Below are 25,144 nucleotides of genomic sequence, written 5' to 3' on the forward strand. Positions count from 1 at the left end.
GGGCAGGATTCGAACCTGCGAAGCCGAAGCAACGGATTTACAGTCCGTCCCATTTGACCGCTCTGGAACCTTCCCAGCAATAGAATTTGAGACTAATAAAATTCATCCCGTATCTATTCGAGATGCAAAGGTAAATTGATTTTCAAAAACTTCAAACATCTACTTGAAAAATAGATCGATTAATCTATAATAATTTACAATGACATATATTAGTTTACACCCTAAAACAGGCCTAAACACCTATAAAAACACTGATTATCAATAAAATAAATGATTTTTCTTTTAATTTTAAATCTTTGTTAAGAGTATGCAAACAAACCTTTCTAATCTGTAGATTTTCAGCTTTTTTACCATTTTAAGATTAATTAAACGTGTTTAAAATGGTTGATATTCAAATTGTACTTGGGTTTTTATTTATTTTTCCTCAGTAACAAACCTTCTCTCAGCGATGCTGAAGATATGAATATTTTATCAAAAGACAATTGATCTACTACAGTTTTTAACAGAGAAGAAGCCGGAACTATCATATTTACTCTTTGTCTAATTAAGCCCGGTATTTTCAATCTCGCCTCTTCATCACAACCGATAAACATAGTATACATATCTGAATAAGATGAGCTAGTTATACTTTTTACCTGATCAGGAGAAATGGAATTCATTGCCCCATAAATATCTTGCAATGTTTCAAATGTCCCTGCAGCACCAATCAACTGTTTTGGCTGATATGTATTGACTGCTTCCCAAAGACTCTGCAATTCATTATTAACATACTCCTTTAAATCTTCAATTGCAGATTGTTCCATAGGATCTGTTTTACAAAACATATCATATAACCTTTGTGCTCCAATCTCAAAACTTTGCTTCCACAAAACTTGTTGAGCATCACAAATAATAAATTCAACACTACCTCCACCTATATCCATTATTATAGAAGTAGTATTCATGGCCACATCAGATCTGACTCCATAATAGATAACTTCTGCTTCTTCAGCTCCCTGAATAATACTCACCTCAAACCCAAACTTATTTCTAATATCCTGAATAAACTGAGCTCCATTATTTGCCACTCGAACAGCACTTGTCGCTGCCACAGCTACCGACTCGGCTTTGTATTTTCTAATTACTTCATCAAACTCAGCGAAAGCATTAAATGCTCTTTCTTGTGCTTCAGGTATAATCTCTCCATTGGAGATACCTCCTTTCCCCAATCTCACAAAAATATCTTTTGTATACAGCTTATTTGTTATCGTATCATTCTCTACTTCTGCAATTAATAATTGAAACGTATTCGTCCCCATATCAATTGACGCTTTTATATGAGCCATTTCGTATAATTTTGTTTTCCTCTCTTATATTTACCCGAAATTATAAGATTCAATTCATGAAAGAAAAACTTTTTATCTTCTTAAAGGGAGTAGCTATGGGTGCTGCAGATGTTGTTCCTGGAGTTTCAGGAGGAACCGTAGCATTTATTACTGGTATTTATGAAAGATTATTAAATGCTATTAGTGCTGTTGACCTAGATGCAATCAAACTTTTATTTCAGTTTAAGATCAAAGAACTATGGGAAAAACTAGATCTGAATTTTCTTCTACCACTACTAATAGGTATAGGAACAGCCGTTTTTTCTTTAGCTAAACTAATGAAATACCTACTGGCTAATGAACCTATTGGTCTATGGTCATTCTTCTTTGGTTTAATTATCGCCTCTACATTATTAGTCAGCAAACAAGTTAAGGTTTGGAATATTAGTAGTATAGTAGCTGTAATTATAGGAGCTATCTTTTCTTATTATATAACTATAGCCACCCCATCTCAAGCCCCGGAAGGTTTAATTTACGTTTTCGGAGCAGGTATGATTGCAATCTGTGCGATGATTCTTCCAGGAATTTCAGGTTCTTTTATGTTATTGTTGATGGGACAGTACAACCATATCTTAGAAGCTATTAGCAGTTTCAAATTGGATGTGATTGCAGTTTTTGGGGCAGGTGCAGTAATTGGCATTACTGCATTCTCGAGAGTACTAACCTTCTTATTAAATAGATACCATGACTTTACTATTGCCTTATTATCTGGTGTAATGATTGGCTCATTGAATAAAGTATGGCCTTGGAAAAAAGTATTAGAAACATACACAGATAGACATGGAGCTATAAAACCTCTGGTTGAAAAATCTATCTTACCACAACACTTTGAAGGTGATAACCAACTAGTCTTAGCAATAGTACTAGCCATTGTTGGATTCTTTTTGGTTTGGGGAATTGAAAGGTTTGCTACAAAAGAAGAGCAGTAAACATTATTTATATATATTAAGAAGCATCTAGGTGAATAATTCATTTAGATGCTTTTTTAGTTACTGGAGTTTATAAAAGCAAAAAAGGTTAACCATTTCTGATTAACCTTTTGAGCGGGTGACGAGGCTCGAACCCGCGACCTACAGCTTGGAAGGCTGTCGCTCTACCAACTGAGCTACACCCGCATATTGTGTTACAAATTAAACACTGAATGATCCACATTTCCAACTAAAATAGAATATTGTTTTTATTTTAATTGATAAGTGATTGTCTATGAATGATGAAAATATACTCTGCTTTTAAAAATTCAATTTTCAAAAAGTATATAAAAGCAAAAAGGATCAACCATTTCTGATTGATCCTTTGAGCGGGTGACGAGGCTCGAACCCGCGACCTACAGCTTGGAAGGCTGTCGCTCTACCAACTGAGCTACACCCGCATATTGTGTTACAAATTAAACACTGAATGATCCACATTTCCAACTAAAATAGAATATTGTTTTTATTTTAATTGATAAGTGATTGTCTATGAATGATGAAAATATACTCTGCTTTTAAAAATTCAATTTTCAAAAAGTATATAAAAGCAAAAAGGATCAACCATTTCTGATTGATCCTTTGAGCGGGTGACGAGGCTCGAACCCGCGACCTACAGCTTGGAAGGCTGTCGCTCTACCAACTGAGCTACACCCGCATATTGTGTTACAAATTAAACACTGAATGATCCACATTTCCAACTAAAATAGAATATTGTTTTTATTTTAATTGATAAGTGATTGTCTATGAATGATGAAAATATACTCTGCTTTTAAAAATTCAATTTTCAAAAAGTATATAAAAGCAAAAAGGATCAACCATTTCTGATTGATCCTTTGAGCGGGTGACGAGGCTCGAACCCGCGACCTACAGCTTGGAAGGCTGTCGCTCTACCAACTGAGCTACACCCGCATACAATGTTGTGTGGGAGGGGCAGGATTCGAACCTGCGAAGCCGAAGCAACGGATTTACAGTCCGTCCCATTTGACCGCTCTGGAACCTTCCCAAATGCTTTTTATTGTTTACTCAACCAACACTTCATTGTTTTTATCGTGACCGTTTGTCCCGATTGCGAGTGCAAATGTATAGCACTTTTTTTTAACTGCAAAGAATTTCTCAAAAAAGTTTTTTAAAGAAATGTAAACGATTTGAGTGTTAGAATATTAAATGTAAAATTATTTTAGATTAAAATTTCTAACAAAGGTTTTATCGGTCATACTAGCTCTAATCACATATAATCCATTTTGAAAATCGGATAGAATATATTGTGTTTTTAATGCTCCATCTTTTAAAGAAACTTTAGAATTGAAGGCGTCTTCTTCTTCTGTTTCATTTTTTATGGATAAAGTCACCTCTGCATGTTTCCCGAAATAACCGTCTACATTTAATGTATCACCTTCTACAGTTACATTAAAATAAGGTCTCTTATAAAAAGTATCTTTATCATATATCTTAATGTTCACACCAGAACTAAGGTTAGATACTTCTCCATAGACTGCTTTTCCATCTAAAGCAAACTGAAATTTATAATACCCTTGAGGAAGTCTATTCAGCTCATACTTTCTTTTTAGGGTTCCTGTTTCTCTAAACACCTCCCAAAAGACCGTTTTATTAGAGCTCGAATTTGATAATTGGAAAAAAGAATCCTCACCTGATTTCGCTGAAGCATTTATTTCTAAGGTTCCATCATTGAAAGCTAAACTTTCAGAAAGTGATGTTTGAGCTGTTATTTTATGGCAGTACAACAGTATTATAGAAAAAAATAAAAAAATTCTCATTATATAATAAAATGATAAAATAGCACAGTAAATACGTCTATAAGCAGTGATATGGCCTATTATAATGATTGCAATATACATTTATATCGTCTAACTCACTGTATATTAATATGAATTAAGAAAAATTTTTAGATTCTTATTTGTTTTATTATTTCAAGTATCTACCTTTGCATCTCGGAAATTCAAGGTGATTATCTAAAACACTGAGAATAGACGATTTACGGGCATAGCTCAGCTGGTAGAGTTACGGTCTCCAAAACCGCAGGTCGTGGGTTCGAATCCTACTGCCCGTGCAAATTTAAATTGAACTTACTATATTTAGCCGTTCAATTGATTATAAACTTTTACACAATCCAAAGTTGTTACCGCAAAGGCAACTTTTTTTGTGTGCAAAATTCGAAAGAATTATGAATAAATTAATGCAATTCTTAAGAGAGTCATACACAGAGATGACAGACAACGTATCTTGGTTGTCGTTTAAAGAAGCTCAAGATAGCTCTATTTTAGTGCTAGTAGCTTCAGTTGTGTTTGCATTGGTAATCGGTCTTGTAGATTTAGGCTTCAACGAAGCACTAACATTTTTCTACAACGCTTACTAAGGAGCAGTCACAAAAGAATTTGTATTTAGTTAAGAAACCTCAACAGATTAAACTAAAAAGCGATGGGTGAGCTTAAATGGTATGTAGTTAGAGCTGTAAGTGGTCAAGAGAAGAAAGTGAAAGATTACTTACTTAAAGAGTTAGAAAATCAGAAGCTTGAAAAATTTATCACTGAAGTTATAGTACCTACAGAAAAAGTATATCAGGCAAGAAAGCAAAGAGACGGCAAGGTGAAAAAGATTGCTGTTGAAAAAAACTTACTTCCTGGATACGTTATCGTCCAAGCTGATTTAACTAACGGTGAGGTACAACACACGATTAATAGTGTTCCCGGTGTCATTGGATTTCTGAATGCGGATACTAAGGATCCCACAGTGCTTCCAAAACCAATGCGCGAGTCAGAGATTAATCAGATCCTAGGCAAAGTCGATGAGTCGGACGAAGGCGAAGTTAAACATGACACGTCTTACTCTGTCGGCGAAACAGTACGTGTTATGGATGGTCCATTCTCTGGATTCTCCGGAAGCGTAGAGGAAGTCTTCGAAGAGAAGAAAAAACTCAATGTCATGGTGAAGATCTTTGGTCGTAATGCGCCAGTGGAACTCGATTATAAACAAGTAGAAAAAGAAGAATAAGATGGCAAAAGAAATCGAAGGTTTCCTAAAGCTTCAAATTAAAGGTGGAGCAGCCAATCCGTCGCCGCCAGTAGGTCCTGCGTTAGGTTCGAAGGGATTGAACATTATGGATTTCTGTAAACAGTTCAACGCTCGTACTCAAGACAAAGGAGGGCAATTATTGCCTGTATTAATTACAATTTTCAAAGACAAGTCTTTTGATTTCGTAATTAAAACTCCTCCAGCGGCTAATTTGATCATGGATGCGGCAAAAATTAAAAAAGGTTCTTCTGAGCCTAACCGTAAGAAAGTAGCGTCAGTTACTTGGGATCAATTAAGAACGATTGCAGAGACAAAATTACCAGACTTAAACTGTTCTACAGTTGAATCAGGTATGAAAATGGTTGCGGGTACAGCTCGTAGCATGGGTATCACAGTAGAGGGAACAGCTCCTTGGGAGGCTTAATTTCTACAAGTAAATTAGTTTTTAATCATGGCAGTATCAAAGAAAATGAAAGAGGCTCTATCAAAATACGATAGAACTCAAGAATACACGCTAGAGAAAGCTACTGAACTTGTGAAAGAAATTTCTTTCGAGAAGTTCGATGCTTCAGTAGATGTTGACATCCGTTTAGGTGTAGATCCACGTAAAGCTGACCAAATGGTTCGTGGTGTGGTTTCATTACCTCACGGTGTTGGTAAAGAAGTAAGAGTTCTTGCTCTAGTTACTCCAGACAAAGAAGAAGAAGCAAAAGCAGCAGGTGCTGACTACGCAGGTTTAGACGAATTCATCAAGAAAATCGAAGGTGGATGGACTGATATCGACGTAATCATCACTATGCCAACAGTAATGGCTAAAGTAGGTCGTTTAGGTAGAGTTTTAGGTCCTCGTGGTCTAATGCCAAACCCTAAAGCGGGTACTGTAACATTAGAAGTTGGTAAAGCTGTAAAAGAAGTGAAAGCTGGTAAAATCGACTTTAAAGTTGACAAAACTGGTATCATTCATACTTCAGTAGGTAAAGCATCATTCTCTGCTGAGCAGTTGAAAGACAATGCAGCTGAGTTGATCTCAACTTTATCTAAATTGAAGCCTTCTTCAGCTAAAGGTACATATTTTAAGAGCGTAACGATCTCTACAACTATGGGTCCTGGTATCAAAGTTGACAAGAGTTCAATCGATAGCTAATTATGACAAAAGATCAGAAAGTACAACTCGTTGAAGAGTTAAGCCAACAACTGGCAGCTTGTGATTACTTCTACATTGTAAACAGTGCTACTATGACTGTTGATGAAGTAAACGGCTTCCGTAAGGCTTGCTTTGCAAAGGGTATTAAATATCAAGTAGTCAAGAACACGCTAATTGCGAAAGCTCTTGACAAATTAGATACTGATGTTGATTATTCTGAATTGAAAGGTTCAGCTTTAAAAGGCATGTCAGGTATCTTGTTTTCACCAGAGTCGGGTGCAGCTCCAGCGAAAGTTTTAAAAGACTTCCAAGCGGGTATGCCTAAAGACCGTAAAATTCCTGCATTGAAGGCAGCTTCAATTGACGGTGGATTATACGTAGGTGAACAACACTTAGAAGCTTTAACAGCGGTAAAATCAAAAGCAGAACTTATTGGTGACGTCTTAGGATTGTTACAATCTCCTGCTAAGAACGTTGTTTCAGCATTACAATCATCAGGTCAAACATTATCTGGCTTGTTGAAAACGCTTGAGGAGAAAGGAGAGTAATATAGCCCTTTCTAAAAAAACCTCTTGCAACATGGCATTTGAAAGTTACGCCTAGTTGCTTCCATATATATATCGTAACATTATTTTAAAAAACACATTTTAATTTTACAAAAATGGCAGATTTGAAAAAATTCGCAGAAGAGTTAGTTAACTTAACAGTAAAGGAAGTACAAGAACTTGCTGAGATCTTGAAAGAAGAGCATGGTATCGAGCCAGCTGCTGCTGCTGCTCCAGTAATGGTTGCAGGTGGTGCTGAAGGTGGTGCTGCTGCTGAAGAAAAAACTGAATTCGACGTGATCTTAAAATCAGCTGGTTCAGCTAAATTAAAAGTAGTTAAGGCTCTTAAGTCTGCTGCTGGTTTAGGTTTAAAAGAAGCTAAAGAATTAGCTGATTCTGCTCCTGCTCCAATCAAAGAAGGTATCTCTAAAGAAGAGGCTGAAGCATTAAAAGACGCTTTAGCAGCTGAAGGTGCTGAAATCGAAATTAAATAATTTTAGCCTTAGCGCTTAAATTAATCGATATAAATAAAAAGGGTGATTCCGTAAGGTTTCACCCTTTTTTATTACATGATCTTTTTTAAAAATATCTTATGCCCTTGCTGAACGAATAATATATTTATCCCTTCAAAAAGAAATTTAGATTCAATTATAAAACTATTGGATTCTACTTCTCTAAAAATTGTTTGTTTTCCAGTTGAAGAGAACAAACAATATCGTATCATCTCATCACTCTCTACTTGTATAATAACCTGATAACTATTTTCCCTACTTAATATCTTTAGGTTCTCTTCAATATTATTTACTCTAGTTGCTAATGGTCCATATACCGTAGTTGATCCATCAAAATCTACTTGTAGTAGTCTATAATAAACATTGTTATTCAAACTTTTTATCTCATCTATATACTCATAATAGTTAGTCTGATTAGAGTTCCCCGCTCCTTTTATTCTTGAGAGATCAAACCAATCTCTTTTATCAATAGATCGTTGTAGAATAAAGAAGTCATTATTAATTTCTTGTGCTGTACTCCATTCTATATATATGTTTTTATGATTAGCTTCTGCAGTAAAAGATACTAGTTCCACTGGTAAATTTAAATCACAAAACCCTCCAGCTTTGGTATAGCAAGCTCCCTGAATATCTATCGTTGGATTATTGGTTACACTGGGTCTATAATGATCATCAGTGAAGTCTCCATATACTCTAAAAGCTGATTCATCATGTTCAATATTAATTTGTCCACTACCAATATCAGATCTTGTAAAGTGGTTGTTAACGATCAGTTCTCCACCGTTTTTAATAAGTAGGTTACCATTATCCAACTGTAGGTTATTTTCAATCTCTAGGTACCCATATACTTCTAATTGTACATTACTATTTTGAAGTAATAAATTGTCCAATACAAACAATTTTCCTTGTTCTAGAATTGAACACCTACCATCTGCTTCAAACTCCAAATACACCCCAGAAATATGAGTGGTTATATCATCGTTTAACCTTAACTCTTTAGCATTGGATAAAATGACCTTATCTGTATCAGAAGGGTACCCTGTTCCGCCATCTGCATTAATCCAATTGGCTACATTTTGCCAATCCGTATAGGAATTAATGGTTACTACCCCATTGGGATAATAGCTAGCAGCGGTAATATTAAAAATAGGTAAGATAGTTAGGAAGAAGAATAGTTTAATACATTTCATAGTCTGTCTCATTTTCATTTCACTCTCCCAAACTATAAAAGGAATAAAAAAAAGTCGGCTCATTTTATAATATGAACCGACTTTCTATGTGTACCACTAGATAGTATGGTACTTATTTTACTACATTCGCTTTAACCGTAATAATCGTCACTGGATCTGTTGGATCATTGGTAAACAAAGTGAATGACCTTACCTCTTTTCCTGTTCTTGCTGTTTCTAAGTATCGAATATTAATATTGGATGTTTCAAATGGTTGTACTTCCTCGTCTTCAATACTGAGTAATTCTAAACCATGATTCGCTTCTACTTTTAATATCTTGAGGGGCACCTTCCCAGTATTCATCACAGAAAGTGTCACAATTTTCTTCCCATCATTTTTCACATTACCCAAATTCATATATGTACTAGATAAACCCATTTTTGGTTTAGGTCCGTCACCTTGAGACTCTGGAAAATGAATAGAGGCTGAAACGACACAGTTACTTTCAATATCTTGATCTCCGTTGGTTAAAAGAATAGAAAAGGTATCTTGAGCATAACCATATTCTTCTCTATCCTCTGGTTTGATAAACAACTCAAATGAGCCTTCTGATTGTGGAGGAACAGTATATCTAGAACTATCAATTAAAATACCAAGATAATCTGGTAAAAGAGCAGGCTTCTCAAATCTTAAAGTGTCTTCTGTGTTATTATAAAAGTATACCGTTTTAGATGCAATCCCTTGTGCTGTTAGAATACCAAAACTCACTTTCTTATGAGCCCATCTAATCCCATTATTTTCGTACGGGTACATCTGCTCAGCATTCAGTTTGTAAGGTCTGATAAACCCTGCCAACTTTATTTCTTGTTCAGTGGATTTCCCTACAATTTTTATACTTATCGTTTTTGAAAAAGGGCCTGCTTTATATGGCAAATACCTCACAGTGATTTCACCTGAAGCTCCAGATGACAGACTATTTGTAGGATAAATAGCCTCAAGACAAGCACAATCCGAAACAACAGTATCAATTTTGATTTCGGAGGCACTTACTACACTAAAAGGAAATGTATGTTCTATCGTATCTTGAGCATAAGATAACTTTCCTAGAAAAACACTGTCTTGATTGAACTTTAGGGAATTTTGTGCACTTGATGTTAGTGCTGTAAAAAAGGCTAAGTACAAAAAGAGAATTAAAAACTTCTTGATCATTTTATGGGGAATCTTGAGCATTTAGAAGTTCAAATATACTCTTTTATTATGTATATGATGAAGATAAATCGAATAAACTAACAATATAATTTAACCTAGAAATTCGAATTTGATATAGCTAATAAAAAACCAAATTGTTAGCGTCCAAAAGCTGACTAAATAGTAGCTTTCTCTAAATACTCTATTATGTTTTAGAATAAATAAAACGGGCAACATCATAATAACTCCTCCCATCAACTCCAAAAGGTGAAGTACTAAAGATGGTACTCTTGGAATTAAGTGATAATAATCTAACAGTACAACTGTTACTCCTATGATATTAATAATCATAAGATAAATAAATAAGATCCCCATTGTTGTTGAATTTAAAATGATAATAGTATTCTATTCAACTAATAACAATGGGGATCCGTTGAGTTTGATAATGCTTATTTGGTTAAAAAACTGAAAATTGATTTCAGGATAAACAATATTAATTACTCATTTAAATATGTTTATTTCTTTTTCACTTTACCATCAATGATATACACTTTTTGATCTGTTCCGTCCCAGTGAATGGTGACATACAATACTTTGTTTTTCTTATCGTATCCCATATCACAATTTTCTGTAGGTTGCTTTTTCTTACCAATACCTACTGATTTAGGATAATGATCAACATTGTGTATTTCTAATGTTATCTCTCTAGTTTTTGGTGCTCCACTATAATTACCAGATAAAGCTAACGACACTGTCATACCTTTCTTAGATACTTCAGACATCACATCAATTAATTGGAAGTTTTTATTCTCTATATTTCCAGATGTGATACCATCATCATCATAAATTGTTCTTGAAGTAGTCGCTTCAGAATTATCTCTCCAAATTTGTAAGGTAATCTCTTCACCATGGTAATCTTCTATAGTTTGAAGTTTCTTTGAGGCTAAAGGAATAATGCTTCCTCCTTTTACAAATACCGGCAGTTGGTCTAAAGGAGCATCAACTGTCACCCACTCCCCCCCTTTGAAGGATTTTCCTGTCCATAAGTGATACCAGTTATTTCCTTTAGGAAGGTATAGTTTTCTATTTCTTTGTCCTTTCTTTGTTATTGGAGCTACTACATAAGCATCGCCCCACATGTAGGTATCAGAGATATTTTTCAATTCTGGATTGTCTGTTTCTTCCATGAATAATGGCCTTAATAGAGGAATCCCAGTTTTAGCATTTTCGTAGGCCAAGGTATAATTGTAAGGCAACATCTTGTATCTATACTCAATGTATTTTTTTACGATATCATGAGCTTCTCCTTTATAAAAAATCACTTCAGATGGAATTGCTTCTTGCGCATGTGGTCTATATACAGGCTGGAATACTCCATACTCTAGCCAACGGATATAAAGCTCTGTTACTTCTTCTTGTGTAAGATCTGAATTAACAAATCCACCTAAATCTGAATGCATATATGGAACTCCACTCAAACCCATGGTCATACTAATTTGTGATTGTGGAGTAAGACCTCCAAAAGTTCTATTCACGTCACCAGACCAAGGAACCATTCCATATCGTTGAGATCCAACATAACCTGATCGCATTAAGATAAATGGTCTTTCTGTAGGGAAATCTTTCTTATATCCATCATAAATTACCTTCGCCCATTGATGGCCATAAACATTATGTAACTCATCTGCTGTGCCGGTTTTATGCATTATTTCTGTTGGGTGAACTTCTGGCTCTCCCAAATCTCCCCACCAACCAGTAACACCTTGGTCGACTAATCCTTTATAAATATTCCAAAACCAATCTTCAGCTTTCGGATCAAAGACATCTACTAAACCCGTTTCCCCAAAGAAGAAATCATATACATATGTTTTTCCAAACTTATCTTTTGCTAATACACCTTTCTCTACCGCTTCATCCCATTTTCCTGAAGTTGTTGTAATAAATGGCTCTGTTATTAGAACTGTCTTCACTCCTTCCTTCTTTAAAGAATCTATCATTTGTGTAGGATGGGGAAAGTTTGGCTTGTACCAGTCTAATGTACCCATTGAACCTTTCACATCAGGTCCAAACCAATATAGATCTAAAATGATTGCATCTACAGGAACCTCTTGTTTTCTAAACTCCGCGATAGTTGATAGTACTTCCTCTTCTGTATGGTAACCAAATCTAGAAGAGAAATTGCCAAACATCCATCTTGGAGGTAATGGTTGTCTACCTGTTAAGGTTGTAAATTGATAAAGTAAATCTTTAAAATCACTGCCTGCCACAACAACATAACATGACCTTCCTCCAATCGTTTCGAACGATAGTTCATTACTTTTTCTTTCACCAACATCAATAAACCCAATAGGTGCGTTGTCATACAGTAATGCATATTTCTTTGATGAAATAATTAAAGGCATTCCATAATTCATCTGAATCGCAAACTCTTCATTGGCATAATGTGCTCTGTTATACAATGGTAAACGATGTCCTCTTCGATCTAAATCCAACGCTCTTTCACCTCCACCATACAAAGCTTCATCTTCCTGAATTTCAAACTTGAATCCTTTTAAAGTATCAGCATCAAAATATCCTTTAGACTCTGATAGAATTTTTTCTTGGTTGTAGAAGTAACTTATATGGAAAGGCTTTTTCTTTATTTCTGCCTTTATCCCATCTTCCAATTGAAAAGATATACTTGTTCCATTATCTTTTGCAGACACTTCTACTTTATTCGGAGCCATAATCACTGCTTCAGATAATGGCAATACATCCACACCATTAGGATAAAACTGTGTCTCTATTATTTGACGATCAAAAGGTCTTAAAACAACTTTACCGTCAGAAGTTGTTATTTCTAGGTTCTGTCCATTTAATTGGTAGCTTTTGAATGACCTTTGCCCCATTGACCATGAAGAAAAAATCATAAAACACAGAAATAAGTAGAATTGTAAGGTTATCTTCGTTGGGGTTTTCATTATATATATGAAATTTATTATTTAGCTAACAGTAAGAAAATCATCTTATACAAATATAAACTTATTGGGAATTTTATAATGATGATTTAGATAAATCTAACAAGATTAAGATACGATGATAAAAGTTCTTATAATAGATAAACTACATGAGTCTATTTTTTCACTTCTTGAAGACGAAGGTGTAGAAGTAACATACTTGCCAGATATTAAACCTTCTGAGGTCGCAGATCATATTAAGGATTACAATGGCTTAATATTAAGAAGTAAACTTAAAGTAGGTGTCGATTTACTAGATTTAGCACCAAAACTAAGGTTTATTGCTAGAGCGGGTGCTGGCGTAGATGAAATTGACGAAGATTATCTTCAAAGAAGAAAGATTACTCTCCTCAATGCTCCTGAGGGTAATATGGATGCTGTAGGTGAACATACAGTCGCGATGTTATTGTGCCTAATGAACTATCTTCATGTGGGTAATGCTGAGGTTCGTAAGAAGCTTTGGCTAAGAGAAGAAAATAGAGGACATGAGCTTTCTACTAGGACTGTTGGTATTATCGGGTACGGTAATATGGGTAGAGCTTTTGCTCAAAGGCTAACTGGTTTTGGATGCGAAGTATTGGCATTTGACAATGGTAAAAGTGGATATGGAGATGAGTATGCCCAAGAAGCAAGTTTAGAAGAAATTCAAGAAAGAGCAGATGTTCTTAGTTTTCATATTCCATTAAATGTTGATAATAAGCATTTGGTCTCTCAAGAGTATTTAAACGGCTTTAAGAAACCTATCTACTTACTCAATTTAGCAAGAGGTGAAGTGATTCCTTTCTCAACTATAGAATGGGGATTAGATAATGGAAAGATCCTTGCTGCTGGACTAGATGTACTTGAAAATGAAAAACTACATACCCTAACAAAAGAGCAAGAACGTATTTTCACAAAAATCACAAACGACGAGAGAGTACTATTTACTCCACATGTTGGAGGATGGTCTTTTGAATCTTATGAAAAAATTAGTCTTGTATTAGGGCGAAAAATAGTGAACTTATTAAAAACACTATAATTCAAATTAATTATTTAAACACATGAACTTCCAAGAAGAATTTGAAGCCAATCGTTTACAATGGAATGCTAGAGTAGAAAGTCATGTTGCATCAAAAATGTATGATGTACCTGGCTTTATTTCTGGTGATACTTCATTAAAAAAGGTTGAACTAACTGAATTAAAGAACCTAGAAGGTAAAAAAGTCCTTCACCTTCAATGTCATTTTGGCTTGGACTCACTTTCTATGGCAAGAGTGGGTGCTGATGTTACAGCATTAGACATCTCAGACACTGCTATTGAAAAAGCTGAAGAGTTAAACCAACAGCTAGGGTTAAATACTAAATTTATCACTGCCAACCTATACGATATTAAAAAACACTTACCAGCTGAAGAACAGTTTGATCTAGTGTTTGTCTCATATGGTGCAATTTGTTGGTTACCAGATCTTACTGCATGGGCAGATATAATTGCTTCATACTTAAAAAAGGGTGGTGAGTTTTATATGGTAGAAATGCATCCATACATCTATACATTAGATTGGGATCGCTTTACACCTGAATATCACTACTACAATAAAGGAGTTTACAAAGAGACAGTGACATCAAGTTATGCTGATGATACTCCTATGGAATTAACGGAATACTTCTGGGTACATTCTGTAGATGAAATCATCAATTCTTTAATGAAGAAAGGACTCTCCATGACAAAATTTAGAGAGCATGATTACCAAACTTATAATTGCTTTGATAACATGATAGAAAGAGCTAAAGATGAGTTTGTTTTTAAAGATGTTAAAGTCAATATACCTTACTTATTAGAAGTGAAATTTCAAAAATAAGTAAACAAGACTCCTCGTAAACAATGTTACTCATTGATTTCGAGGAGTTTTTTTTAAACAGCTGTTAATTGTATTGACCTTAATAGTATTTCTTCCGTAAGATTGTATGTATAAGAAGCATTTCGTTTCAAATCAAACAATGAAGAAATTTCTGTCACATAGCATCATTTTACAAAGCATTTGTATGCTGATGACGTTTCACTTACTTAATGTCAGTGTAAACGTAAATGACAGTCAATTGCCTAATGATCTTGATAACGAAATTGAAAGTATCGTCGAACTTGTGTCATTAATGTTTTTTGATGCAGAGGGAGCTCTCCCAGATAACCCTATGGACGACGAACATCAAACAGTAGTTGGTACAATCAATATTACATGGTTTATGAATTCTACTCCCTTGGTTGCTCCTGCACCAGAAGTAGACCCTATTGATTTACCTACGGATGAAGCACTCCCTATTTCTCGTCCGTTATTCTACACAAATCCTTCCTATTCTATTGATACCCCTCCACCAAAAGTGGCTTAGAACGTTTCTTGAAATATAGTTCGATTATATTCTCGTTACTCATATTTCATCTTTATGGACCGTCTATTCTGACGGTTGATTATCTCCTATACTAAAATAATCTATCCAATCGAGTTATGGATTCTTATTAGGATAAGTCTGTTTTATAATAGACTACGATTCTTAGTAACTATACCTTAGCTCCTTACTCTAACGTTCATGAAAAAGTTCATTTTTGGAGTAATCTTGACGTTCCTATACATTGTTGTAGTCGCTCAAGATAACGGGGAAAATACATTATCAATGCAATTAACGATTCCTCAGGCAGAGGAAATATTCTTAGAAAACAACCTACAGTTAATTGCTGAAAAACAAAACATCGAAATTTCTAAAGCCGAAATTATTCAGGCTAAAGCATGGCCAAATCCTGAAGTAGGAATTGAAATCGCCATGTATGACAACCAAGACAATATCTGGTTTAGAACTGATACAGATGCTCAAAGGGTTGTTGATATCTCTCAAATGATTGAAACCGCTGGAAAAAGAAGAAAGCGTACCAACATAGCAAAAATAGAAGCCGAAATTACAGAATATGAGTTTTACAATACTCTCAGAGAACTTCGTTCGGAATTACGAACAGAGTTAGTAGAGCTTCATTATGCCCAACAAAAAGCAGATAGTTATTTAATCGCTATCGAGCCTGTTGAGAAATTAGTTGAAGTCTACAAAGAACAAGCTGAAAAAGGTAATGTAGCAAGAGCAGAATTAGTTCGATTAAAAGCCTTGTTACTAGATGCCAGAAAAGGGTGGCTAGATATTGTCCAAGAGTCCGCTGACATTGAAGCTCACATTAAAATGTTACTCAATGTTCAGCCAAATGTTTCCTTAGACATTATTATACCAACAATCCAACCGAATGATTCTACACCAAACCCAGAACTTTGGTCGACGTTAGCGCAGGATCATCGAGTAGATTTTAAAATTGAAAATATTCGATTGAATCAATCTGCCGAAAGTCTTGCGTTAGCTAAAGCCGAAGCAGTACCAGACCTTCATATCGGAACAATGTACGACAGAAGGGGTGCTCACCAAAGTGATTATTGGGCTTTACAAATAGCTTTTGATCTTCCTGTATGGGATAGAAATAAAGGTGGCATTCAAGCTGCAAGAATAGAGCAAGAGCAACAACAAGTAAAGCTAAATGAAGCAGAAAAGCAGTTAACTATTGATGTTTATACTGCAGCTCAAAAGTTAAATCAAGTAAGAACATTGTATGAACAATTGGATCCAGAACTTTCTTCAGAAATGAAAGAAGTGATGAATTCTGTAACTAGAAGTTACCAAAGCAAACAATTGAGTTTACTCGAATTTATTGACTTTTTTGAAAGCTACAGAGACAATCTAGGACAATGGTTTGATACTGAAATGTCCTTATTCAATGCCCAAGAGAATGTAAACTACACAGTGGGCAAAGACATCTATCCTATCCAATAATCATTATAAAAGACGAAATCATGAAATCAATATATAAAGTTATTTTCAGTATAATTCTAACTACTACAATCGGTTTACTAATTATCACAAATCACAATTCAACAGCAAAGGACAGTGGAGGTAAAGACAAACCTTCTTCGAATTCTTTATCGAAAAGTATGGAGAAAATTGTTACTACAGAAGCTGTTTCTTTGGCTCCTCTAACTAATAAGGTTAAGTTAACAGGAACTGTTGAAGCTTTACCAAACAAACAAATTAGTATTCCTGCAATTGTATCAGGTAGAGTTACTGCCGTTTATGCTAGCCAAGGAGACCAAGTGAAAAAAGGTCAGATTTTAGCCAAAATTTATTCTTCTGATATGGCAGAAGTAAAGCAAGAATGGATTGAAGCCAAGGCAAATGTAGATCGTGAAACTAAAGAGTTTGAAGTTGCAGAATCACTATTTGAAGCTGGATTAAGTTCTAAATTAGAAATACAGCAAGCAAAAAGTGAATTAGAAGCAGCTAATGCACAATTAGACAAGGTTAACCAGAAATTAAAATTAATGGGTGAGTCTAATAATGCTACTCATATCGTAAGAGCTCCTATTTCAGGTACTGTCACTGAAAGAAATATTACTACAAATATGCTATTGAGAGAAGACTTCGAAGAGGCATTATTCACTGTAGTAGATTTAAGTGATGTATGGGTAAAAATCAATGTATTTGAGTCGGACATCAAAAAAGTAAAATTAGGAGCGAATGTAAAAGCACAAGCAATGGCGTATCCTGATGAGGTGTTTGAAGGGGAAATCAAAAAAATAAGTAAGTTTATTGACCCCGAAACTAAAGTCATGTCTGCAAGAGTAGCTGTGAATAATCAACATGGATTATTGATGCCAAATATGGCCATGAATATCACCGTTACGGAAGATAAAGAAGAAAACGTTTTTGCTGTTGCTGAAAATGCTGTCGTTTTTCATAACAATAAAGAGTTTGTAGTAAAAGCAAAAAACAATGAGTACAGTATTTTACCTGTTACCGTTTTAGGTGAAAACGATCATAAAAAAGTTCTAGTTAGAGGGGACCTTAAAGCCCAAGATTTTGTTGTATCTGAAAAAGCACTATTGCTTTTCAATGAGTTAATTCAAAACCAAGATATCGCTAATAACTAGACCTTTAGATCATGAGAAACTTTGTTCAGAATATAATTGGGTTTTCATTAAGAAATCGATTCTTTGTTTTCTTTATGACCTTGATACTAATTGTCTCAGGAGTAATTAGCTATCAGAATACACCAATAGAAGCCTTTCCAGATGTTACCAATCCAAGAGTAAGAATTATCTCTCAATGGCCAGGTAGAAGTGCCGAAGAAATTGAAAAATTAGTCACCCTGCCTATTGAGATTGAAGTCAATTCTACTCCAGGAAAAACCGAAGTGAGATCTATTTCGTTATTTGGTCTCTCTGTAGTAACTATTGCTTTTGGTGATGATGTAGACGAGTTTAAAGCTAGGCAACTAGTTGCTAATAGAATTATGAATGTGGACTTACCAGAAGGAGTGGATTCAGAAATGGAACCTTCTTCTGGCCCCACAGGCGAAATTTACAGGTATACTTTAAAGTCTGATAAATTAAGTGTTCGAGAACTGAAAACATTACAAGATTGGACCATTGAACGTAAACTTCGTGCCGTTCCAGGGGTAGCTGATATTGTCAGTTTTGGTGGTGAAGTAAAGATCTTTGAGGTTTCTGCGGATCCACATCTTATGCAGCAATACGATATTACTTCCTTAGAGCTATTTGAAGCTTTAGAAAGAAGTAATGTAAATGTTGGTGGTGATGTTATCGAAAAAAGAAATCAAGCCTATGTAGTTCGAGGCCTTGGATTACTTAACAATAAAGCTGAAATCGAAAATGTTATCATCGAGAGAAATAACAATACGACTGTACTTGTAAAGAACGTTGCACAAGTAAAAGAAACTTTTGCTCCAAAATTAGGTATTGTTGGACTAAATGATGACCCCGATTTGGTTGAAGGTATTGTGGTCATGCGTAGAGGTGAAAATCCAAGTGAAGTCATCGAACGATTAAAACTTAAAATCGAAGAACTCAACGAAAGAGTTTTACCTGAAGGTACAAGTATTGATCCGTTCTATGACCGTTCAGAGCTTATTGATTTTACCACGAATACTGTTACAAAAAACCTTGCTGAAGGTATCTTCTTCGTCGTTGTTTTTGTACTTCTATTTATGGCAGATTGGAGAACTACTTTCATTGTCTCCATCATAATTCCATTATCGCTCTTATTTGCGTTGGTATGTATGCGTATCAAAGGTATGTCTGCCAACTTATTATCATTAGGTGCAGTAGATTTTGGTATTATCATTGACGGTGCCGTTGTAATGGTAGAAGGACTCTTTGTCATATTAGACCGAAAGGCAAAATCTTTAGGGATGGAAAGGTTTAATAAACTTTCTAAACTTGGATTAATTAAGGAAGCTGGATCGAAATTAGGTGCTAATCTTTTCTCTTCTCAGATGATTACGATTCTAGCATTAGTTCCCATCTTCGCCTTCCAAAAAGTAGAAGGTAAAATGTTCTCTCCTCTTGCATTTACATTTGGCTTTGCCTTGTTAGGTGCATTGATCATGTCATTAACGTTAGTACCTGTTTTGGTAAGTGTGTTATTGAATAAAAATGTCTCAGAAAAAGAGAATTTCTTTACCCGCTTCATGCAGAAAATATTCTATGGTGCTTTCTCCTGGGCATATGCTCGCAAGAAATTAACCTTAATGATCTCAGGAGCTGTATTTTCTATCGGAATGTTCTTCGGTTCTCAACTAGGTACAGAGTTTCTTCCTCAATTAAATGAAGGTGCTATCTACATTAGAGCATTTATGCCTATCAGTGTCAGTCTTACTGAGTCTTATGATATGACACAGAAGTTAAGAGAAGAAATACGAACTATACCTGAAGTTAGAGGCGTATTATCTCAGACTGGTAGACCTAATGATGGAACAGACCCAACAGGATTCTTTAATATTGAATTCCATGTCGACTTATATCCTCAAGAAGAATGGAATAGAGGTTTAACCAAGCAAGAAATAATTAGTGAGCTAGAAGAAAAATTAAACGACTACCAAGGAGTTTCATTTAACTTCTCACAACCTATCATGGATAATGTTGAGGAAGCCGTTACTGGTGTAAAAGGAGCCCTAGCATTAAAAATCTATGGTAATGATCTCTTCCAATTAGAAGAATTAGCCGAAGAGGCAAAAGACATTATGGAAGGAGTAGAAGGTATCGCCGACCTTAATGTAATTAAACTCATTGGGCAACCTGAATTACGTATCGATTTAAATCAAGAACGCCTTGCCATGTATGGTGTAGCGACTGCTGATGCCCAATCTGTTATTGAAATGGCCATTGGAGGTAAAGCTGCAACACAATTATATGAAGAAGAAAGAAGATTCGATATCCGTATTAGATATAAAGAAGAATATCGTTCAGACATTCAAGAGATTGGAAATATTAAAGTACCAACTCTAGATGGCGGAATGGTTCAATTAAGGGAAATTGCTGATATCACTACTCAAACAGGACCTGCTTTTGTTTACAGAAGTGGTGGTGAGAGATTCGTAGCCATTACCTTCTCTGTTAGAGGTAGAGACCTTGGCGGTGCAGTAGCCGAAGCAAAAGAAAAAGTAGAAAGTACTCTACAACTAGACAAAGGAATGTACTACTCTTGGGATGGTGAGTTCAAAAATATGGAAAGAGCTCAAAATCGTCTTAAGCAAGTTGTGCCTATTGTTATGGTACTTATTTTCCTTGTCTTATTAACGACTTTCAACAATGTAAAAGATGCTAGTTTAGTCATGATGAATGTACCTTTTGCCTTAGTAGGTGGTATTCTAGGACTAACATTCTTTACTATAAACTTTGGTATCTCAGCAGGAGTAGGATTTATCGCATTATTCGGTATTTGTGTACAAAATGGAGTATTACTTGTCTCCAAATTCAAATCAAATATACAGGAAGGTATGTCCTTAGATGATGCAGTTCATCAAGGTGTAAAATCGAGAATCCGACCAGTGTTAATGACTGCCGTTACTGACTTCGTAGGCTTATTGCCTGCATCGATGTCAACGGGTATTGGTTCTGAATCACAGAAGCCCCTGGCCGTAGTAATTGTATGGGGTATTTTGACAGCCACTATTCTAACACTGATCGTCTTCCCTGTTATTTTCAGTGTATTCTACAAAAAGAAATCAATTTAAATTCGGTATATAAAGGCCTCTTTTACTATTTATTCTAACTACTGTTTAATTATCACAAATCTATTTAGAAAGGTCACCTAGTTGGTGGCCTTTTCTTTTGATACCATGATGCCGGTTGGAAAAATACTCCATAAATTAGGTATCACAATCTGAAAAGTAGTCCCTTCGTTAATCACAGAATCAACAGTGATATCTCCTCCTAATTTTTTAACCGCTTCTTGAACAATATAAAGTCCTAAACCAGAACCATTGTTCATATCAGTAGCTCTATAGAACATATCAAAGATCTTTTCTATATGTTCATTTTTAATGCCTATACCATTATCTTCAATCGTTAATATCAAATCAGATGGTTCTACTAATGCTTTTATATTAATCGTAGGTTTTAAAATTCTTGAGGTAAACTTAAAAGCATTAGAGATAATATTATTTAGAATCACAGACAATCTGGACTCATCACAATACAATTCATTTTGTACCTCTATATTGATGTTTACAGTAGTTTCAATGTATTGATTGATAAATCTATACTGATCTACTGTTGAATGTAAAAGCTCTTTTATATTTATCTTAACTGGACGCAATTCCATTCTGTTATTCCTAGAATAATTAAGAATATCATGAATAAAGCTATCCAATTTCATTAAACTTCTTTGTTGTAACTCCAAGTATTCTTTTACTTGCTCTAGTGATGCATCCATTGATAGTTCGATCAACCCTAAAGCAGAAGTAATTGGAGCTCTTAAATCATGAGAAACTCGATAAACGAAGTTATCCAACTCTTTGTTGGCTTTACTCAATGCTTCATTTCTCTTCATTAGTGTCTCTTCGTATTCCTTTCTTGGTGTGATATCTTTAATGATACCTAAGAACCCAATAGAATCACCATAGACATCTGATAAGATTGACGTTCTAACTTCTACCCAGATAAACTCATCGTTTTTATTCTGAATTTGAAGCTCGATGGTATTATCATTTTTGAGTACATCCTCAGCTGAAATACTAAAAGAATTACTCTTATCAAGCCCCTTTAATATTACATTTAATGATCTCCCGAGTAAATAGTTTCTTGGATAACCTGTAAGTTGAATTACTGAATCATTGACGAACGAAACCTTTCCTTCCAAATCGATCACTAATACTGAATCTTGAACACCTCTTAGGATTGTAGATTGGAAAAATAATTTTTCATGATTTTCATGTTGTTTCGTAATGTCTTTTCCGATACAATAAATCAGTCCATTATCAATGTTACGGGTAATATCCCATTCAAAATATTTGTATTCTCCCCATTTGGTTCTGTACCTATTGATAAATGATTTCACTGCTTTTCCTTCGTATACTTCTTGAAAAACAGCCAAAGAATCATTGATATCATCCACATGCAACCAATTCATGAAAGGGTAAGACTTTAATTCTTCTATAGAATAGCCTAAGATTCTCTCCCATGTTTTATTTAAGAACAAAAAATCACAAGTATGTGGTTCCACAATGGCACATAAACCTACTGTATCAGTAAAAAATGGCTTGTAAGTAATATCATCTTCTTCAAAATCACCTTTTTGATGAATTGTAGTTGATACTTCCTCCATTTCTAATGAAGCTTGAGACAGAGCCATTTCTGCAATTGCTCTTACCTGAGATAGAGCATTATCATCTAATATGCTGCCATTTTTGGGAATTAATAATACAAAACAGGCTTCAACCTCATCGGTTTTTGAGTTAATTATGGGACATATCACTTGTCCTTCTTCATTTTGAAGAATTTCTTTGGTATGAAATACTTTTCGAACAAGTGGATCTAAGTTAGGGGATGAAGTTTTTCTTTTATTAAACCGTATGATACAGTTATCCACTGTACCGTCAGTAAGTAGGCGACAAACAGATCCATAATATGCTTGTTGATAATCCATAATGTTATCAAGCAAAGATTCCATGAAATCTTTCATATTAGGTTTTTGTTCGAAAAATCTTTGTTGTAACCTAAGTAGATTATTATAAAGTAGATCTTTTCTAGTCATTCAATTCTTATCAGGGCAAAAATTTGCTCATAGCAACTATTCTAGTTAATGAGTTTTAATATAAGAATAATAACGTGTGTAATCAAGAAATAGTTATATTTCATCCAAACTTTTTCGCATTGGTTTATGCATCTGCTTTTTAAATTCGGAAGGTGTTAAACCAATTGTTTGCTTGAATTTACTCGAAAGATACTGCGAACTACTAAAGCCTAATAAATCAGCAATTTCGGCTAACGACATTTCATCATAGGAGATCAATTCTTTTGATTTTTCGATCTTTTGCTTAGATAAGAATTTTTCTATTGTCACCCCTTCTGTAAGCGAAAATAGTTTACTCACATAAGAATAATCCTTTCCTATATGCTTTTGTAATTGATCTGAGAAGTTTTCATTCCAAGTGGTCATTGAGAGATTTTGAAACTTATCGTGGATAAAATTCTTAACACTCTCCACTACCTCTTTCTGTTTATCATTAAGAATTTCAAAACCTAATGCCCCTAATTTTTGTTCTAATAAAGTTTGTTGATCTTTCGATAGTGGCACTTGTAAATAGACCGTTCCAAGCTCTACTCTATCTACTGAAGCATCGATATCTAATAATGTTTGCCAGACTACATGAATGCATCTATCGCATACCATGTTTTTGATTTTCAGGGTTAAAAGGTCTATCATTTGTGAATAAATATGGTTTCAAGAACAGTTTTTCGTACTATTGCATTGATTATCATAGAATAAAGGTAATCTAATTTAAATAAAAATTGATTGCCTTAAAAATTCAACCTAAATTTGCATTCCGAATTTTAAAATTAACGATAAGTGGATCAGAAATTTAAAAAACCTGCAACAAAGAGACCCGTTGAGCTAATGGCTCCTGCAGGAGGATTTGACTCAATGATGGCTGCCATTCAAGGTGGAGCCGACTCTATATATTTTGGGGTAGAGCAACTCAACATGAGAGCGCGTGCCTCTATGAACTTCACTCTTGATGATCTTGAGGAAGTTGCCCGTATTTGTAATGAAAACGGTGTAAGATCATATTTAACTCTGAACACAATTATCTACGAACATGATTTATCAATTATGCGTAGAGTTGTTGACCGTGTTAAGGAATCTGGTATTACAGCAATTATCGCTTCTGACCAAGCAGTAATTGCCTATGCTTTCAGAGTAGGTGTAGAAGTTCATATTTCTACTCAAGTAAATATTACAAATGCAGAGACAGTACGTTTCTACTCAACATTTGCAGATGTAATGGTACTTTCAAGAGAGCTTTCTATGGTTCAAATGAAGACTATTTGTGATACGATCAAAAATGAGAATATCACTGGTCCTTCTGGCGAATTAGTAGAAGTTGAAGTATTTGCTCATGGTGCATTGTGTATGGCTGTTTCTGGTAAGTGTTACTTATCACTACATACACAAAACTCATCAGCCAATAGAGGTGCTTGTGTACAAAACTGCCGTAGAAAATATAAGGTAATCGATATCGAAGACGGACATGAGTTAGAAATCGATAACGAATACATCATGTCTCCTGAAGATTTATGTACTATCGACTTCCTAGATCAATTATTAGATACAGGAGTAAGAGTATTAAAAATCGAAGGACGTGGTAAAGGACCTGAATATGTAAAAACAGTTGCTCAATGTTACAGAGAAGCAATTGACAGCTACTTTGATGGTACTTACACTAAAGAAAAAGGTGAGCAGTGGAAAGAGCGTATGACTGAAGTTTACAACCGTGGATTCTGGGGTGGTTACTACCTTGGTCAAGAAATGGGTAAGTGGACTGACCAGCATGGTTCTAAAGCCAAAACTAGAAAAGTATTCTTGGGTAACGGTCGTCGTTATTTCAAAAATATCCAAGTGGCTGAATTCCAACTGGAAACTCAAAAAGTAAAAGTAGGTGATAAACTATTAATCACTGGACCGACTACTGGAGTTGTTGAGACTGTGGTTGAAGAATTACATGTAAACGATGAAGGTAAGAAAGAAATGGCTGTAAAAGGCGATACTTTCAGTATCAAATTGGATACACAAATTCGTCCTTCTGATAAATTGTATAAACTAGTGGATGCAGAAACTGTAGAAGCTTAATTCGTTAAAAACGA

At 34.9% G+C, this 25,144-nt stretch carries 22 protein-coding genes and 6 tRNA genes; 15 read left to right on the forward strand and 13 right to left on the reverse strand.

Features of this window, described 5'->3' with window-relative positions:
* Positions 1 to 410: 410 nt before the first annotated feature.
* Entirely contained in the window at positions 411 to 1,325 is a 915-nt protein-coding gene (locus QL232_RS26325; RefSeq protein WP_281616403.1) for an exopolyphosphatase, read from the reverse strand.
* 56 nt (positions 1,326 to 1,381) lie between these two features.
* On the opposite strand from QL232_RS26325, the gene QL232_RS26330 reads away from it, so the two are divergent.
* Complete coding sequence (locus tag QL232_RS26330; RefSeq protein WP_281616404.1) at positions 1,382 to 2,293, forward strand: DUF368 domain-containing protein; 912 nt, start codon at positions 1,382 to 1,384, stop codon at positions 2,291 to 2,293.
* A gap of 113 nt (positions 2,294 to 2,406) precedes the next feature.
* Here the strand turns inward: QL232_RS26330 and QL232_RS26335 are convergent.
* The 6 genes from QL232_RS26335 to QL232_RS26360 form a co-directional block, all read right to left on the reverse strand.
* A tRNA-Gly gene (locus QL232_RS26335) sits at positions 2,407 to 2,479 on the reverse strand.
* 181 nt (positions 2,480 to 2,660) lie between these two features.
* Positions 2,661 to 2,733: transfer RNA gene (locus QL232_RS26340), tRNA-Gly, on the reverse strand.
* Between the two features lie 181 nt (positions 2,734 to 2,914).
* Positions 2,915 to 2,987 (reverse strand) — tRNA-Gly (locus QL232_RS26345).
* Between the two features lie 181 nt (positions 2,988 to 3,168).
* Positions 3,169 to 3,241, reverse strand: a tRNA-Gly gene (locus tag QL232_RS26350).
* A gap of 13 nt (positions 3,242 to 3,254) precedes the next feature.
* A tRNA-Tyr gene (locus tag QL232_RS26355) sits at positions 3,255 to 3,335 on the reverse strand.
* Between the two features lie 169 nt (positions 3,336 to 3,504).
* Positions 3,505 to 4,107, reverse strand: a complete 603-nt coding sequence (locus QL232_RS26360; RefSeq protein WP_168883970.1) for a hypothetical protein — start codon at positions 4,105 to 4,107, stop codon at positions 3,505 to 3,507.
* A gap of 220 nt (positions 4,108 to 4,327) precedes the next feature.
* Here QL232_RS26360 and QL232_RS26365 point away from each other — a divergent pair.
* The 7 genes from QL232_RS26365 to rplL all read left to right on the forward strand — a co-directional run bounded on the left by QL232_RS26365 (position 4,328) and on the right by rplL (position 7,545).
* Positions 4,328 to 4,400, forward strand: a tRNA-Trp gene (locus tag QL232_RS26365).
* A gap of 114 nt (positions 4,401 to 4,514) precedes the next feature.
* Positions 4,515 to 4,706, forward strand: a complete 192-nt coding sequence (gene secE, locus QL232_RS26370; RefSeq protein ID WP_168883969.1) for a preprotein translocase subunit SecE — start codon at positions 4,515 to 4,517, stop codon at positions 4,704 to 4,706.
* A gap of 62 nt (positions 4,707 to 4,768) precedes the next feature.
* Positions 4,769 to 5,341, forward strand: a complete 573-nt coding sequence (nusG, locus tag QL232_RS26375) for a transcription termination/antitermination protein NusG (RefSeq protein WP_168883968.1) — start codon at positions 4,769 to 4,771, stop codon at positions 5,339 to 5,341.
* A 1-nt stretch (position 5,342) separates the two neighbouring features.
* Entirely contained in the window at positions 5,343 to 5,786 is a 444-nt protein-coding gene (gene rplK / locus QL232_RS26380) for a 50S ribosomal protein L11 (protein WP_168883967.1), read from the forward strand.
* 24 nt (positions 5,787 to 5,810) lie between these two features.
* Positions 5,811 to 6,506, forward strand: coding sequence for a 50S ribosomal protein L1 (gene rplA / locus QL232_RS26385; RefSeq protein WP_168883994.1), 696 nt, complete (start codon positions 5,811 to 5,813; stop codon positions 6,504 to 6,506).
* Positions 6,507 to 6,508: 2 nt separating this feature from the next.
* Positions 6,509 to 7,054 carry a 50S ribosomal protein L10 gene (rplJ, locus tag QL232_RS26390; protein WP_168883966.1) on the forward strand — a complete coding sequence of 182 codons (546 nt, stop codon included), beginning with the start codon at positions 6,509 to 6,511 and terminating at the stop codon, positions 7,052 to 7,054.
* A 113-nt stretch (positions 7,055 to 7,167) separates the two neighbouring features.
* Positions 7,168 to 7,545, forward strand: coding sequence for a 50S ribosomal protein L7/L12 (gene rplL / locus QL232_RS26395; protein WP_168883965.1), 378 nt, complete (start codon positions 7,168 to 7,170; stop codon positions 7,543 to 7,545).
* 71 nt (positions 7,546 to 7,616) lie between these two features.
* Here rplL and QL232_RS26400 read toward each other — a convergent pair whose 3' ends face one another.
* The 4 genes from QL232_RS26400 to QL232_RS26415 form a co-directional block, all read right to left on the reverse strand.
* Positions 7,617 to 8,816, reverse strand: coding sequence for a hypothetical protein (locus QL232_RS26400; protein WP_281616405.1), 1,200 nt, complete (start codon positions 8,814 to 8,816; stop codon positions 7,617 to 7,619).
* A 49-nt stretch (positions 8,817 to 8,865) separates the two neighbouring features.
* Positions 8,866 to 9,942 (reverse strand): DUF1573 domain-containing protein, encoded by a 1,077-nt coding sequence (locus QL232_RS26405; RefSeq protein WP_168883963.1) that lies wholly within the window; start codon positions 9,940 to 9,942, stop codon positions 8,866 to 8,868.
* Between the two features lie 90 nt (positions 9,943 to 10,032).
* Positions 10,033 to 10,296 (reverse strand): hypothetical protein, encoded by a 264-nt coding sequence (locus QL232_RS26410; RefSeq protein WP_281616406.1) that lies wholly within the window; start codon positions 10,294 to 10,296, stop codon positions 10,033 to 10,035.
* 140 nt (positions 10,297 to 10,436) lie between these two features.
* Positions 10,437 to 12,830, reverse strand: coding sequence for a TIM-barrel domain-containing protein (locus tag QL232_RS26415; protein WP_281616407.1), 2,394 nt, complete (start codon positions 12,828 to 12,830; stop codon positions 10,437 to 10,439).
* 166 nt (positions 12,831 to 12,996) lie between these two features.
* Here QL232_RS26415 and QL232_RS26420 point away from each other — a divergent pair, with 166 nt between their 5' ends.
* The 6 genes from QL232_RS26420 (at position 12,997) to QL232_RS26445 (ending at position 21,012) form a co-directional block, all read left to right on the forward strand.
* Positions 12,997 to 13,935, forward strand: coding sequence for an NAD(P)-dependent oxidoreductase (locus tag QL232_RS26420; protein WP_281616408.1), 939 nt, complete (start codon positions 12,997 to 12,999; stop codon positions 13,933 to 13,935).
* Positions 13,936 to 13,957: 22 nt separating this feature from the next.
* A complete protein-coding gene (locus QL232_RS26425) occupies positions 13,958 to 14,755 on the forward strand; it encodes a class I SAM-dependent methyltransferase (RefSeq protein ID WP_281616409.1) in 798 nt (265 codons plus the stop codon).
* Between the two features lie 139 nt (positions 14,756 to 14,894).
* On the forward strand, positions 14,895 to 15,281 hold the full coding sequence (locus QL232_RS26430; protein WP_168883958.1) for a hypothetical protein: 387 nt from the start codon (positions 14,895 to 14,897) through the stop codon (positions 15,279 to 15,281).
* Between the two features lie 198 nt (positions 15,282 to 15,479).
* The gene (locus QL232_RS26435; protein ID WP_168883957.1) at positions 15,480 to 16,754 is read left to right on the forward strand and encodes a TolC family protein; all 1,275 of its coding nucleotides are present in this window, start codon (positions 15,480 to 15,482) and stop codon (positions 16,752 to 16,754) included.
* A 20-nt stretch (positions 16,755 to 16,774) separates the two neighbouring features.
* A complete protein-coding gene (locus tag QL232_RS26440) occupies positions 16,775 to 17,908 on the forward strand; it encodes an efflux RND transporter periplasmic adaptor subunit (RefSeq protein ID WP_281616410.1) in 1,134 nt (377 codons plus the stop codon).
* A gap of 11 nt (positions 17,909 to 17,919) precedes the next feature.
* Positions 17,920 to 21,012 (forward strand): CusA/CzcA family heavy metal efflux RND transporter, encoded by a 3,093-nt coding sequence (locus QL232_RS26445; protein ID WP_281616411.1) that lies wholly within the window; start codon positions 17,920 to 17,922, stop codon positions 21,010 to 21,012.
* 77 nt (positions 21,013 to 21,089) lie between these two features.
* On the opposite strand, the gene QL232_RS26450 is transcribed toward QL232_RS26445, so the two are convergent.
* Both QL232_RS26450 and QL232_RS26455 read right to left on the reverse strand, forming a co-directional pair.
* Complete coding sequence (locus tag QL232_RS26450; RefSeq protein WP_281616412.1) at positions 21,090 to 22,961, reverse strand: PAS domain S-box protein; 1,872 nt, start codon at positions 22,959 to 22,961, stop codon at positions 21,090 to 21,092.
* 165 nt (positions 22,962 to 23,126) lie between these two features.
* Positions 23,127 to 23,705 carry an AraC family transcriptional regulator gene (locus tag QL232_RS26455; protein ID WP_281616413.1) on the reverse strand — a complete coding sequence of 193 codons (579 nt, stop codon included), beginning with the start codon at positions 23,703 to 23,705 and terminating at the stop codon, positions 23,127 to 23,129.
* 144 nt (positions 23,706 to 23,849) lie between these two features.
* Between QL232_RS26455 and QL232_RS26460 the strand changes: the two genes are divergently transcribed.
* Positions 23,850 to 25,130 (forward strand): peptidase U32 family protein, encoded by a 1,281-nt coding sequence (locus QL232_RS26460; RefSeq protein WP_281616414.1) that lies wholly within the window; start codon positions 23,850 to 23,852, stop codon positions 25,128 to 25,130.
* Positions 25,131 to 25,144: the final 14 nt, after the last annotated feature.

Source organism: Flammeovirga sp. SubArs3, assembly GCF_947387565.1.
GTDB classification, from domain to species: domain Bacteria; phylum Bacteroidota; class Bacteroidia; order Cytophagales; family Flammeovirgaceae; genus Flammeovirga; species Flammeovirga agarivorans.